Annotated in this window: 11 protein-coding genes and 1 riboswitch; of the genes, 8 read left to right on the plus strand and 3 right to left on the minus strand. The window is 72.9% G+C overall.

Annotation, left to right across the window (positions count from 1 at the left end; all coding sequences use genetic code 11):
* Nucleotides 1-87 precede the first annotated feature (87 nt).
* Complete coding sequence (locus tag M4486_RS19330; protein ID WP_249478937.1) at nucleotides 88-1575, plus strand: cell division protein PerM; 1488 nt, start codon at nucleotides 88-90, stop codon at nucleotides 1573-1575.
* Here M4486_RS19330 and M4486_RS19335 read toward each other — a convergent pair.
* Nucleotides 1544-1960: a hypothetical protein gene (locus M4486_RS19335; RefSeq protein ID WP_249478938.1), complete on the minus strand. Its 417-nt coding sequence runs from the start codon at nucleotides 1958-1960 to the stop codon at nucleotides 1544-1546. The genes M4486_RS19330 and M4486_RS19335 overlap by 32 nt on opposite strands.
* Before the next feature lie 93 nt (nucleotides 1961-2053).
* Between M4486_RS19335 and purN the strand changes: the two genes are divergently transcribed.
* From purN to ppk2, 3 genes are all read left to right on the plus strand, one after another.
* Nucleotides 2054-2632 carry a phosphoribosylglycinamide formyltransferase gene (gene purN / locus M4486_RS19340; protein WP_249478939.1) on the plus strand — a complete coding sequence of 193 codons (579 nt, stop codon included), beginning with the start codon at nucleotides 2054-2056 and terminating at the stop codon, nucleotides 2630-2632.
* Nucleotides 2633-2665: 33 nt separating this feature from the next.
* A riboswitch (ZMP/ZTP riboswitch) is annotated at nucleotides 2666-2744 on the plus strand.
* A 73-nt stretch (nucleotides 2745-2817) separates the two neighbouring features.
* Nucleotides 2818-4536: a bifunctional phosphoribosylaminoimidazolecarboxamide formyltransferase/IMP cyclohydrolase gene (gene purH / locus M4486_RS19345; protein ID WP_249478940.1), complete on the plus strand. Its 1719-nt coding sequence runs from the start codon at nucleotides 2818-2820 to the stop codon at nucleotides 4534-4536.
* Nucleotides 4537-4685: 149 nt separating this feature from the next.
* Nucleotides 4686-5591, plus strand: a complete 906-nt coding sequence (gene ppk2, locus M4486_RS19350) for a polyphosphate kinase 2 (protein WP_249478941.1) — start codon at nucleotides 4686-4688, stop codon at nucleotides 5589-5591.
* Nucleotides 5592-5673: 82 nt separating this feature from the next.
* Here ppk2 and aspA read toward each other — a convergent pair whose 3' ends face one another.
* A complete protein-coding gene (gene aspA / locus M4486_RS19355) occupies nucleotides 5674-7200 on the minus strand; it encodes an aspartate ammonia-lyase (protein WP_249478942.1) in 1527 nt (508 codons plus the stop codon).
* Nucleotides 7201-7436: 236 nt separating this feature from the next.
* Between aspA and M4486_RS19360 the strand changes: the two genes are divergently transcribed.
* Entirely contained in the window at nucleotides 7437-7841 is a 405-nt protein-coding gene (locus tag M4486_RS19360) for a DUF3017 domain-containing protein (protein WP_249478943.1), read from the plus strand.
* Between the two features lie 64 nt (nucleotides 7842-7905).
* On the opposite strand, the gene M4486_RS19365 is transcribed toward M4486_RS19360, so the two are convergent.
* On the minus strand, nucleotides 7906-8547 hold the full coding sequence (locus M4486_RS19365; protein ID WP_249478944.1) for a carbonic anhydrase: 642 nt from the start codon (nucleotides 8545-8547) through the stop codon (nucleotides 7906-7908).
* Between the two features lie 90 nt (nucleotides 8548-8637).
* Between M4486_RS19365 and M4486_RS19370 the strand changes: the two genes are divergently transcribed.
* The 3 genes from M4486_RS19370 to galK all read left to right on the plus strand — a co-directional run bounded on the left by M4486_RS19370 (nucleotide 8638) and on the right by galK (nucleotide 12518).
* Nucleotides 8638-10164, plus strand: coding sequence for a threonine/serine exporter family protein (locus M4486_RS19370; RefSeq protein ID WP_249478945.1), 1527 nt, complete (start codon nucleotides 8638-8640; stop codon nucleotides 10162-10164).
* Entirely contained in the window at nucleotides 10161-11234 is a 1074-nt protein-coding gene (locus M4486_RS19375) for a lactonase family protein (RefSeq protein WP_249478946.1), read from the plus strand. The genes M4486_RS19370 and M4486_RS19375 overlap by 4 nt, the downstream gene beginning before the upstream one ends.
* Nucleotides 11235-11309: 75 nt before the next feature.
* Nucleotides 11310-12518, plus strand: coding sequence for a galactokinase (gene galK, locus M4486_RS19380; protein ID WP_249478948.1), 1209 nt, complete (start codon nucleotides 11310-11312; stop codon nucleotides 12516-12518).

Below are 12518 nucleotides of genomic sequence, written 5' to 3' on the forward strand. Positions count from 1 at the left end.
GACTTGCCGCGCTCTGCGGGTCACAGTGGAGCGCGCCCGCGGTGGACGGGGCGACCCGACCGGGACCGGACCAGGACAGAGGTGGACGTGGCAGGCAACGGCGGAGGCGGCGGCAGGGGTCGCGAGGACCGGACCCGCACGGACCGGGGCGATGTGCGGCTGGACTCGCCGGTGCTCGCGGGGGCGCTCGCCGCCCTCGGCGCGCTCGCCACGGGCCTCGCGATCACCGTGGTCCCGGCGCTCGTCGCCCAGCTCTCCTCCGCCCAGGGATCCCTCGGCGTGCTCGGCGCGATCCTGCTGGCCCTGGACGCGCTCGTCCTGGGGCACGGCGGCAGCCTGCTGCTGCAGGCGGGCTCGGTCACCGGCTCGATCGCCGTGATGCCCTTCGGACTCACGATCGTGCTGCTCGTGGTCGTCGCCCTCGCGGCCCGGCGCGCGGTGCGTCGCCTCCGCCCGATCTCGGCCGACGGCGCCCTGCGGGCCCGAGCCCTGCGCGACGGCGGCATGTGCCTGGGCGCCCTCGTGGTCGTCTACACCGTCGGGCTCGGCGTGCTCGCCGCGATCGCCCGCAGCACGCTCGTGCACGCGGTGGTGCCCTCCGCGGTGGTCTCCGGGGCGCTGGTCTCCGTGGTCGGAGGCCTCGCCGGTGCGCTGCTCGCCCTGCGTCGACGCGGCGGCGGAGGCATTCCCGAGGTGCGCATCCTCTCGCTCCTCCCCGCCCCCTACGGCTCCGTCGCCCGGGCGGTGCTCCTCGCGCTCGCCGGCCTCGCCGCCTCCGCGGCGCTCGTGTGCACGGCGATGATCGCCGTGCGCTTCGGCGCCGTGGCTTCGCTCCATGAGTCCCTGCACGCGGGCTTCTGGGGGTCCGTGGTGCTCCTGCTGCTGCAGCTCGCCCTGTTCCCGCTGATCGTCGTGTGGGTGCTCGTGGTCATCCTCGGCGGCTCGGTCACGCTCGGGGCGGGCAGCGTGATCAGCCTGGCGGGCGCCGAGACCACGGTCATGCCGGCCCTCCCGCTGCTGGGCATCGTGCCGGATCCGGGCACCGCGCCGTGGTGGACGCGCCTGCTGCTCGTGCTGCCCGTGGTCGCGGTCGCGCTCGGCGCGATCCGCCTGTGCCGCGACCTGGTGGGGGAGGAGACCGACAGCGCCTCCGCGGAGCCGGTGCTGCGCGAGCGCGTGATCGCCCTCGTCGCCTACGCGGTCGCCCTGCTGCTGCTCGTGCTGCTCATCGCGGGCCTCGCCACCGGCGGCATCGGCGACGGCTCGCTGGAGGCGCTGGGGCCGCGGATCGGCTCCCTGCTGCTGCCTCTGCTGGGGGTCGTCGTGGTGCCCACCGCCGCCGTCGCAGCGGTGTGCCTCACGCCGGCCCTGCCCTGGGCGCGCGCCCGGTGGGCGGGGCTGCGCGGTCGCGTCGAGGCGGCCGAGTCCCGCGAGAACGGGAGCGAGAGCTCCCATGAGCACCGGGCCGAGGGATCCCGCGGGAGCTCCCGCGCGGATCGCACCGACGACGAGCCCGCCGGCGTCCGGGACGCCGACGCCTCGGTCAGGACCCCGTCAGACCCTCCATCCAGCTGAGCACCGAGCTCTGCACCTCGTCCCGGCACGCGTCCTGCGCCTGCTGGGTGAGCGCCTCGTCCCGGCACTGCTCGAGCTGCGACATCGGGCCGTAGAAGATCGCCCCGGTCACCGAGCCGAGCACGATCATGAACACCGCGGGGACGCCCACCACCGCGGACACCACGGCCATCGCCGGCCGACGGTCCTTCCAGGCGGCGATCACGAGCCGCACCAGCAGCACGCCCGTGACGATCCCCGCGACACCGGCGAGCAGCGACCACGGCAGCGGCAGCATCATCAGCACCCACGAGGCCAGCAGGGACACGAGCAACCGGGTCAGGATCCGGCGGTAGCGCAGGGTCGACTCGGACGGGGCGGGGGGCTCGGGCGCGGGACTGCTCACCCGACCATTGTGCCCGCTGCGCGCCGTCGCCCCCTGCACATGCCCTCCCGGACGCCCGCGCCCGCCCCGGCCCGCTGCCCGTAGGGTTGCCCCGTGGCTCCAGCACGCATCGTCGTCCTCATCTCCGGCACCGGCAGCAATCTCGCCGCGCTCCTCGCCGCGCAGCAGGAGCGGGAGTGCCCCTTCGAGATCGTCGGCGTGATCGCCGACCGCGCCGCCTCCGGCCTCGCGCATGCGCAGAGCGCGGGCGTGCCGACGGCCGTCGTCCGGAAGGGCGACCACCCTGATCGCGCGGCCTGGGACGAGGCCCTGGCCCGCGAGGTCGCCGCCCTCTCGCCGGATCTCGTGGTGCTCGCCGGCTTCATGAAGCTCATCGGCCCGCCGCTGCTCGAGTCCCGGCCCGGGCGCATCATCAACACGCATCCCGCCCTGCTGCCGTCCTTCCCCGGTGCCCACGGGGTGCGCGACGCCCTCGCCCACGGGGTGAAGGTGAGCGGGGCCAGCGTCATCGAGGTCGACCCGGGCGTCGACACGGGGCGGATCCTCGCCCAGCGCGCCGTGGACGTCCTGCCCGAGGACACCGAGGAGACCCTCCACGAGCGCATCAAGGTCGTCGAGCGCGAGATGCTCGTCGACGTGGTGCGCGAGCTCTCGCGCACGCTCGCCTCCTGACCCCGGCCGCTCCTCGCGTCGGCCCCCGATACACTGTCCCCACACGACTGGCGCAGGTGGGCGGACCACCGGGGAGTGACGATCGTGGGCATCGACCGCCTGGGTGCCCGCATGTGATGGCGGCGACCGCGTCCGCGCGAGCGTCGCACCGACCGCACCGCACCGATCCGCGAGGAGAACGCTCCGTGAGCTCCACCGACCGCCGTCCCATCCGCCGCGCCCTGGTCTCCGTCTTCGACAAGACGGGTCTGACGGACCTGGCCCGCGCCCTCTCCGAGGCCGACGTCGAGATCGTCTCGACCGGCTCCACCGCCAGCACCATCCGCGAGGCCGGCTTCGCCGTCACCGACGTCGCCGAGGTGACCGGCAGCCCCGAGATGCTCGACGGGCGCGTGAAGACCCTCCACCCGCGCATCCACGGCGGGATCCTCGCCGACCTGCGGCTCGAGGACCACCGTTCCCAGCTCGAGGACCAGCAGATCCAGCCCTTCGACCTCGTCGTCGTGAACCTGTACCCCTTCGAGGAGACCGTCGCCGCGGGCGGCGCCTTCGACGAGATCATCGAGAAGATCGACATCGGCGGTCCGTCGATGGTGCGCGGCGCGGCGAAGAACTTCGCCTCCGTCGCCGTGGTCGTCGACCCCGAGGACTACGCGCGCGCCGGCCGCGCCGCCACGCGCGGCGGCTTCACCCTCGACGAGCGCCAGGAGCTCGCGACCATCGCCTTCGGCCGCACCAGCGAGTACGACACCGCGATCAGCGACTGGATGCTCGGGCAGCTCGACGGGCCCGACGCCGACGACGCCGCCTCCGCCCTCGGCGCCGGGACCCTCCGCGGGGCCGACGGTGGAGTCTCGGACGCCGTGGACGCCGATCCCGCCGACGACGACGCCGACTCCCCGGCCTATCTCCTGGAGATGGACGACGAGGAGGCCGCCGAGGCGGGCCTGCGCACCCTGCGCTACGGCGAGAACCCGCACCAGCGCGCCCGCGTCGCCGTCATCGACGACGAGAACCCCGGCCTGGCCGGTGCCGAGCAGCTCGGCGGCAAGGCCATGAGCTTCAACAACTACGTGGACGCCGACGCCGCCACCCGCGCCGCCTACGACCACGACCAGCCCTGCGTGGTCGTCATGAAGCACAACAACCCCTGCGGCATCGCCGTCGCGACCGAGGACGAGGACCTGGCCGCCGCGCACGCGCGCGCCCACGGCACCGACCCGCTGTCCGCCTACGGCGGCGTGATCGCGACCAACCGCCCCGTGACGCTCGCGATGGCCAAGCAGGTCAAGCCCGTGTTCACCGAGGTCATCCTGGCTCCCGCATACGAGGACGATGCCCTCGAGCTGCTGCGCACGAAGAAGAACCTTCGCATCCTGCGGATCGCCGACCGTCCCCGCGGCGGCGTCGAGATCCGGCAGATCTGGGGCGGCTCCCTGATCCAGGAGTCCGACGCGTACCAGGCGGAGGGCGACGAGGCCGCCGCCTGGACCCTCGCCGCTGGGGAGGCGGCCGACGAGAAGACCCTCGCCGACCTCGTCTTCGCGTGGCGCTCGGTGCGCGCGGTGAAGTCCAACGCGATCCTGCTGGCCAAGGACCTCGCGGCCGTCGGCATCGGCATGGGGCAGGTCAACCGCCTCGACTCGTGCCGTCTGGCCGTGCAGCGCGCCAACACCCTGGGCGAGCACCTCGAGGGCGAGCAGGCGCCCGAGCGGGCCCACGGAGCGGTCGCCGCGTCCGACGCTTTCTTCCCCTTCGCCGACGGCGCCCAGATCCTCATCGACGCGGGCGTGAGCGCGATCGTGCAGCCCGGCGGCTCCATCCGCGACGAGGAGGTCATCGAGGCCTGCCGCGCGGCGGGAGTGACCCTCTACCTCACGGGGACCCGCCACTTCGCGCACTGATCCGCACGGGGCCACCGCCTTCGCGCGGTGGCCCCGTCGCGTCCGACTCCGGTCGAGTTCACCCGCCGGACAGATGCGCCGCATACCCTGGGGAGCAAGCCGATCCCGGCCGCCCTGCGAGAGCGCCCGGATGTCCGAAGGAGAGTCGCGTGAAGGTCCCCGACAACCAGAACCTCAGGGAGTACATCGAGCATCTGAGGGACGAGGGGTACACCGTGGCCGACGGGCACACGCCCGATCCCGACCTCATCGACCCGCAGGGCAACCCGGTGTACACCTGGCAGGAGGGGTACCCGTACGACACGCGCATGGACCGCGACGAGTACGAGCTCGAGAAGTACCGCCTGCAGGTCGAGCTGCTGAAGTACCAATACTGGCTCGAGGACAACGACCAGAAGTCGATCATCATCTTCGAGGGCCGGGACGCCGCCGGCAAGGGCGGCACGATCAAGCGCTTCACCGAGCACCTCAACCCGCGCACCGCGCGCGTGGTCGCGCTGAACAAGCCCAGCGACCGCGAGAAGGGCCAGTGGTACTTCCAGCGCTACATCCAGCACCTCCCCACCGAGGGCGAGATGGTGCTGTTCGACCGCTCCTGGTACAACCGCGCCGGCGTCGAGCGCGTGATGGGCTTCTGCACCGATGAGGAGTACGAGGGGTTCATGAACCAGGCCCCGCTGTTCGAGCGCATGCTCGTGGACTCCGGCATCCACCTCACCAAGCTCTGGTTCTCCGTCTCCCAGCGCGAGCAGCGCACCCGCTTTGCGATCCGCCAACTGGATCCGGTGCGGCGCTGGAAGCTCTCCCCGATGGACCTGGAGTCGCTGGACCGCTGGGAGGCCTACACGGAGGCCAAGGAGGAGATGTTCCGCCGCACCGACAAGAAGTACGCGCCGTGGACGATCATCCGCTCCAACGACAAGAAGCGCGCGCGCCTCAACGCGATGCGCTACTTCCTCTCCCAGTTCGAGTACGAGGGCAAGGACCACGAGGTCGTGGGGGTGCCCGATCCCAAGCTCGTCATGCGCGGCAAGAAGGAGGAGGCCGACGAGTAGTCGGCGTCCGCCCGCGGCCGCATGACGCGAGGCCCCGAGGAGCACTGCTCCTCGGGGCCTCGCGCATCGGGCAGGGGTGCGGTCAGCGACCCGTCTCGGTCACCGCGTTGTCGTCGGCCACCATGCGCGGCACCTCGCCGGAGTCCGTGGCGGGGTCGACCACGGGGATGGTGCCGGTCGGCGTCGGACGGTGGGGGCGGGTCATCATGGTGGGGGAGAGCAGTGCGCTCAGGTGCGCCTCGTCCAGCAGCCCCGCCTCGAGCACCAGGTCGCGGACGGGCCGGCCCGTCTCGAGGGCGGTGCGCGCGACGTCGGTCGCGGCGGCGTAGCCGATCACCGGCACGAGCGCGGTGACCACGCCGATCGAGCGCTCCACGTAGTCCTCGAGCACCTCGTGGTTGGGCTCGATGCCGCGCACGCAGCGGTCGGCGAGGGTGGACATCGCATGGGTCATCGAGAGCATCGACTCGAGGATGTTGAAGGCGATCACGGGCTCGAAGGCGTTCAGCTGCAGCTGCCCGGCCTCGGCGGCGAAGGTCACGGTGAGGTCGTTGCCGATGACCTCGAAGGCGACCTGGTTGACGACCTCCGGGATCACAGGATTCACCTTGCCGGGCATGATCGAGCTGCCGGGCTGCACCGCGGGCAGGCGGATCTCGGCGAGCCCCGCGCGCGGGCCGGAGCTCAGCAGGCGCAGGTCGTTGCAGATCTTGGAGATCTTCACCGCGATGCGCTTGAGCACGCCGGAGAAGGTGACGAAGGCGCCCGTGTCGCTCGTGGCCTCCACGAGGTCGTCGGCGACCACGAAGTCCACGCCGGAGATCTCGGAGAGGTCCTCCGCCGCGAGCTGCGCGTAGCGGGGGTCGGTGGTGATGCCGGTGCCGATCGCCGTCGCACCCAGGTTGATCTCCTTGAACAGGCGGCCGGTGCGGGTCAGGCGCTCGACGTCCTCGGAGATCGTGGTGGCCCAGGCGTGGAACTCCTGGCCGAGCGTCATCGGCACGGCGTCCTGCATCTGCGTGCGGCCCATCTTCAGGACGTCCGCGAACTCGTCGCCCTTCTCGCGCAGCGCGACGATGAGGCCGTCCATGGCGTCGGCGAGCTTCGGGAAGCTCAGCAGCAGTGCGAGGCGCACGGCCGTCGGGTAGACGTCGTTGGTGGACTGGGCGAGGTTCACGTGGTTGTTGGGGTGCAGGTGCTCGTACTCGCCCTTGGCGTGTCCCATGATCTCCAGGGCGCGGTTCGCGATGACCTCGTTGGCGTTCATGTTGGTGCTCGTGCCGGCGCCGCCCTGGATCACGTCGACCACGAACTCCTCGTGCAGCTGGCCGTCCGCGATCTCCTGGCAGGCCTGCTCGATCGCGGCGGCGCGCTCGTCGTCGAGCGCCCCCAGCTCGTGGTTCGCGCGGGCGGCCGCGCGCTTGACGTGGGCGAGGGCGACGATGAGCTCCGGGAAGTGGGAGACCGGGACACCGGTGATGCGGAAGTTCTCCTGCGCCCGCAGGGTCTGGATGCCGTAGTAGGCGTCACCGGGGACCTCGCGGTCTCCCAGCAGGTCGTGCTCCAGCCGACCGGGTACGGCGGTCTCGGGCGCAGACGGGGTGGTCATCGGGATGCTTCTCCTCGGATCGCGGCTCGGGCCGACGTCCTCGACGGCCCGTCTCCACCCTAGACGGGCGGGGGAGCGACGCGCCGGGTGCGGCGCGGACGGTGCGGGGCCGATGCGCAGATCGTCCCGCCGACGGGACAGGCGTCCGCCGCACTCCGCGGGACGTCGCCCGACGGACCCCTCGGCACCGCCTGCCTCGGATCCCGTGCTCATCCTCTGCCCGTACGATGGCGCGCATGTCGCCGAGCACGTCCCCGGGCCCCGGCGTCGGCCCCGAGGCGGGCGCCGACGCGGGGCGCGAAGCGCACGCCGACGCGGGGCACGACGCCCACGCCGATGCCGTCGGCTCCGCCCCGCGGGGCCCGCGCCGGGTGCCGCTGGGCGAGGGGCTGCGCCGTCAGACCCTCCTGCTGCTCGCGCTCATCGCGCTCGTGGCGGTCCTCGGGTTCGGCGCGTTCACCAGTGCCGTCGTGGCCGGTCGCTCGCTCGCCGCGCTGCTGCTCGTGGTCGTCCTGCTGAGGGCGTGCCTGCCGACCTCGCTGCTCGGGGCGCTCGTGGTGCGCTCGCGGGGGCTGGACGTGCTCGTGATGCTCGTGCTCGCGGGCGGCCTCGCGGTGCTCTCCGCGGCGCCCAACCTCTGAACGCCCCGGTCGCAGGGCGCTCGATGGCGGGGTCCGACGGGCCGAGCCCCGTCGGACCCCGCCCTCAGGCCTCCGGTCCGCTGACCACGCGCACGGTGCCGCCGGTGAGCCCGTAGACGGCGCCCGCGAGCACGATCTCGCCGCGATCCTCGGCCTCCCGCACGATGCTCGAGCGCTCGCGCAGCTCGTCGAGGGTGCCCAGCACGTGGGCCTCGACCGCGTGCGCGGCGGGGTCCTCGGGATCGAGGTGGTCGCGCACGTGCTCGACGAGGATCGGCATCTCACCGGGCAGCTGCGTGCCCTCCTGGATCGCCTCGACGGTCGCGCCGACGGCGCCGCAGGACTCGTGGCCCAGCACCAGCACGACCCGCACGCCCAGCACGGCGACGGCGAACTCGACCGAGGCCTGCATCGAGCGGCCCAGGACGTGACCCGCGTTGCGGGAGACGAACACGTCGCCGAAGCCCTGGTCGAACAGCAGCTCGACGGGCACGCGGGAATCCGAGCACCCCAGCACCGAGGCGTAGGGGGCCTGGCCGGTCTCGAGCAGGCGCCTGCGCGCCTCGTCCTGGTGCGGGTGGAGCACATCGCCGTCCACGAATCGCCGATTGCCCTCGAGCAGCGCGGTGAACGCCTGCTCCGGGGTCGAGGAGGGGGAGGGGGCCGAGGACGCAGGGTTCGCGCCGGTCACGTCGGAGTCGTTCACAGATGTCTTCCTTCCGGGGTGCCGTGCGCACAGGGTCGCCCGCTGGAGGGGTGGCGCGCAGGCGCCCGTCAGTGTGACACGATTCGGGCCGTGCCCACCGACATCGTCCGCCTGCACTCCGTCTTCGACCTCGCCATGCGCGTCGGCGAGGGGATGCTGACCAACGGAGCCGCCGCCTCCGAGGTCACGGCGACCGTGCTCAGGATCATCAGCTCCTCGGGTCTCCGTGATGTCGTGGTGGAGGTCACCTTCAACCAGGTGTCGCTGTCCTACCTCCCCGACGACTACTCGACGCCGTTCACGAGGATCCGCGCGACCGGCAGCCGCGTGCAGGACTTCGCGCGGCTCTCGGCCTTCGAGGAGGTGACCGAGCACTACATCCTGGGCACCGTGAGCCTCGAGGAGGCGCTCGTCCAGGTGCGCTCGATCCCGCAGCAGAGACCGCACTATCCGCGGTGGCTCGCGTTCCTGGGGTTCGCGGTGATGGGCGGTGCGGCGGCCTTCAGCTTCGGGGGCACGATCCTGGTGGTGCTCACCGCGACCCTCGCCAGCGGCGCCCTGGTCGCCCTCACCGAGGTGATGGCGGCGCGCCAGATCCCCATGTTCTTCGGACAGGCCGCGGGAGGGCTCATCGGGGTGGTCGTCGCCGTGGTGCTGCATGCCCTCGCGCCCGCCCAGAACTCGGCCATCGTGGTGGTGGCCTGCATCATCGTGCTGCTCGCAGGTCTCGCCTCGATCGGGTCCATGCAGGACGCGATCACCGGCTGGTACGTCACCGCGTCGGCCCGCATCCTGGAGACGCTCATGCTCACCGTGGGCATCGTGGTGGGCGTGCGCGCCGGGCTCCTGGGGGCCGAGCTGCTCGGGCTCCACATCTCGGTCGAGGCGACCGCCCCCGTCACCCTCGCCTCCCTCGTCGCGGCCGCCGTCTCCGGTGCCGTGATGGGTCTCGGGTTCGCCGTCGGCACCTTCACCCCGGCCCGGGTGCTGGGCTGGATGGCCATGGTCTCCTCGGTCTCCGCGGTCGTCGTCTACCTGCTCACCGAGTTCGTGTTCGACCGCGTCTGGGCCTCCGCGTGCGCGGCGTTCGTGGTCGGCGTGCTCGCCGTGCTCGTGGCCCGACGGGTGCGCGCCCCCGCGCTCGCCCTGATGATGGGCGGGATCATCCCGCTGGTGCCCGGCAGCCGCATCTACCGCGGGCTGCTCGCGCTGAGCGAGGATATCGGCCGCGGCGGCGCCGAGCTGTTCAGCGCGGCGGAGATCGCCGTGGCGATCGCCGCGGGCGCCGTGCTCGGCCAGCTGCTCGCGACCCGTGTGCTGAGCCGCCGCGGCGCGGCGGGCTGGGCGTTCACGCCCGTCGTCGCGACGCCCTTCCAGACGCCTCGCCGTCGCCGTCTGACGCTCCCTCGGCGCCGTCGGCGCGACGCGGGCCGCATCGAACCCTCTACGATGACCGGAGAGATGTCGGCCCTGCCGCCGTCGGTCCTCCACGACCTCCAGCAGGAGCTCGATCTCGATGCTCCCGCAGGGGCCGTGGGCGGCCCGGGCGGCCACGCCGGATCCGGCACCACCGACGGCGCGCGACGGAGCGACGCCCCCACCCAGGAGGACCGATGACCACCACACTCCTCGCCACGGGCTGCTATTCGACCTCCGGCTCCGGCCGGGGCAGCGGCATCGAGCTGCTGCGATGGTCACCGGACCCGGGGGCCGACGTCGCCGCCGGCGGCGTCGAGGTCCTCGCCCGCGCCGAGGTCCCTGACCCCTCGTTCGTCATCTGGAGCGAGGACGGCGCGCTGCTGTACGCGGTCACCGAGACCAGCCCCACCCACGTGCTCGCCCTGCGCCCCAGCGAGGACCTCGCCTCCCTCGAGACCGTCGCCGACATCGCCCTGCGCGGGGAGGGCGGCTGCCACCTCGCGCTCGGGCCCGACGGCCGCACCCTCATCGTGGCCCAGTACGGCTCGGGCAGCGTCGAGACGCTCGCGCTCGACGAGGACGGCGTGCCCGTCTCCCTCATCGACGAGGACGACCACGGCGACTTCGGCGAGGGGCGCACCGCCCATCCCCATCAGGTCGTCCTCCTGCCCGGCACCGACCTCGTCGCCGTGCCGGATCTGGGCCTGGACCGCGTGATGCTCTACCAGCAGGACATCGACGGGCACATCGACCTGGCCGCCGAGATCGCGCTCGAGCGGGGGAGCGGGCCCCGGCACCTCGCCGCCGACCACGAGAGCTCCGAGCTGCACGTCTCCTGCGAGCTCAGCGGCCGCATCGCGACCGCCGTGCGCGCCCGGCCGGGCAGCACCGAACGGCAGTTCGTGGGCGACGGCTCCTCGATCGAGGCGAGCTGGAAGGTGTCCTCGAGCGTCCCGTCGAGCGGCGTCGAGGGGGAGAACGCGATCTCCCATCTCGAGCTGACGGACGACGAGCATCATCTGCTGGTCGCCAACCGCGGCCCGAACACCCTGAGCGTGCTCGACCGCGGCCAGATCGCCCCGCAGCTGATCGCCGAGACCGGCGTGGGCGCCCACCCGCGCCACTTCACCCAGGCGCAGGGGCATATCCTGGTCGCCGCGCAGGAGGCGGACCGCATCGATGTCCTGCGCTTCGACGGCCGGGACCTGACGATCGCCTCCGATCCGATCCCCTCGCCGTCCGTCAGCTGCCTCGCCCCGCGCCCCTGAGCTCCGCCGCTCGCGAGGGCGAATCCAGAGACCGGCCCGCCCGGGCCGCCCCCGACCAGAAGGAACCGCACCCCCATGTCGAGCGACGCCGTCATCCTCGAGGCCCCCGATCGCGGCGAGACCGTGGACGCCACCGCCCGCGCCTTCGCCGAAGCCTTCGGATACGAGCCCGACGGCGTGTGGTCCGCCCCGGGCCGCGTGAACATCATCGGTGAGCACGTGGACTACCAGGACGGCCTGTGCCTGCCGATGGCGATCTCCCACCGTTGCTTCGTCGCCGCGGCCCGCACGCCCACCGATCTGGTGCGCGTGCGCTCCGCGCAGAGCGACGTCGTCTTCGAGGGGCAGGCCGGGGATCTCGCCCCGGACGCCGTCGAGGGCTGGCCCGCCTACGTGACCGGCGTGCTCTGGGCCCTGCGCCCCTTCATCAGCGGCGCCGTCCAGCAGGGCGTGGACATCTACCTCGACGGCCATGTGCCGCTGGGATCCGGGCTCTCCTCGAGCGCGTCCGTCGAGTGCGCGAGCGCCGAGGCCCTCGAGTCGCTGCTGAGCCTGGGCACGACGCCCCTCGACCGCGTGCGCGCGTGCATCGCCGCGGAGAACGACTTCGTGGGCGCCTCGACCGGCGGCCTCGACCAGTCCGCCTCGGTGCTCGCCCGCGAGGGCCGCGCGCTGCTGCTGGACTGCCGCGACTTCTCGACCACCCCGGTGGCCTGGGACCTCGCCGGCCAGGGCCTCGCCCTGCTCATCACCGACACCCGCGCCGAGCACTCCCACGCCGGAGGGGAGTACGCCGACCGCCGCCGCGACAGCGAGCGCGCGGCGGAGATCCTGGGCGTGGGGACCCTGCGCGACATCGACCCGGCGGGTCTCGACGAGGCCCTCGGCCGGATCGACGACGAGGTGGTCCGCCGCCGCGCGCGCCACGTGATCACGGAGATCCAGCGCGTGCGGGACTTCGACGCGCTGCTCGAGCGCGGCAGCGTCCGCGAGGGCGTCGCGCAGCTGGGCGCCCTGCTGAACGCCTCCCACGACTCCCTGCGCGACGATTACGAGGTCACCGTCCCCGCGCTCGACGTCGCCGTGGACGCCGCCCGTGCGGCCGGAGCGCACGGCTCCCGCATGACCGGCGGCGGATTCGGCGGCTCCACGATCGCCCTGGTGGAGGCGGACTCCGCCCAGGACGTCGCCCAGGCGATCGCCGACGCCTTCGCCCGCGAGGGCCTCGGCTCCCCGGCGTTCTTCCTCGCCCTCCCGGAGGACGGCTCCGGCCAGGACCGCTGA

This window comes from Brachybacterium kimchii, from assembly GCF_023373525.1.
Taxonomy (GTDB): Bacteria; Actinomycetota; Actinomycetes; order Actinomycetales; family Dermabacteraceae; genus Brachybacterium; species Brachybacterium kimchii.

Coding starts and splice junctions, on each gene's coding strand:
- aspA (WP_249478942.1), bottom strand. CDS start 7,200: ATGACCACCCCGTCTGCGCCCGAGACCGCCGTACCCGGTCGGCTGGAG.
- M4486_RS19360 (WP_249478943.1), top strand. CDS start 7,437: ATGTCGCCGAGCACGTCCCCGGGCCCCGGCGTCGGCCCCGAGGCGGGC.
- M4486_RS19375 (WP_249478946.1), top strand. CDS start 10,161: ATGACCACCACACTCCTCGCCACGGGCTGCTATTCGACCTCCGGCTCC.
- galK (WP_249478948.1), top strand. CDS start 11,310: ATGTCGAGCGACGCCGTCATCCTCGAGGCCCCCGATCGCGGCGAGACC.